General features: G+C 76.6%; 1 pseudogene. It reads left to right on the top strand.

The annotated features are described in order from the left end of the window. A pseudogene (locus tag LO771_RS30155) lies at nucleotides 1-321 on the top strand (transcriptional regulator); the annotation flags it as partial.

Below are 321 nucleotides of genomic sequence, written 5' to 3'. Positions count from 1 at the left end.
CCAGGCCGCGCGCGCCCACCACTACCACCTCGACCGCCCCCGGAGCGGCCCGGTGCGCCGCGTCGCCCCCGACGTGCAGCGGGTGCGCCCCGCCGTCCGGCGCAGGCTCGACTCCCTCACCGACCAGGCCGCCGTCGTCCTGGGCAGGCGCACCGACGTCCTGGCCGCCAACCACCTGGCCCGCGTCCTGCTCGCCGACTTCGACGCCATGCCCCACCGCGAGCGCACCCTCACCCGCTGGGTCATCCTCGACGACGCCGCGCGCGCCCTGTACACCGACTGGGAGAAGGTCGCCGCCGAGATCGTCGGCATGCTCCGCCT

The organism is Streptacidiphilus sp. ASG 303 (genome assembly GCF_020991365.1).
Classification (GTDB): Bacteria; Actinomycetota; Actinomycetes; order Streptomycetales; family Streptomycetaceae; genus Peterkaempfera.
Note: the sequence above shows the minus strand (reverse complement) of the source record. Positions and strands in the feature narration are given on the sequence as shown.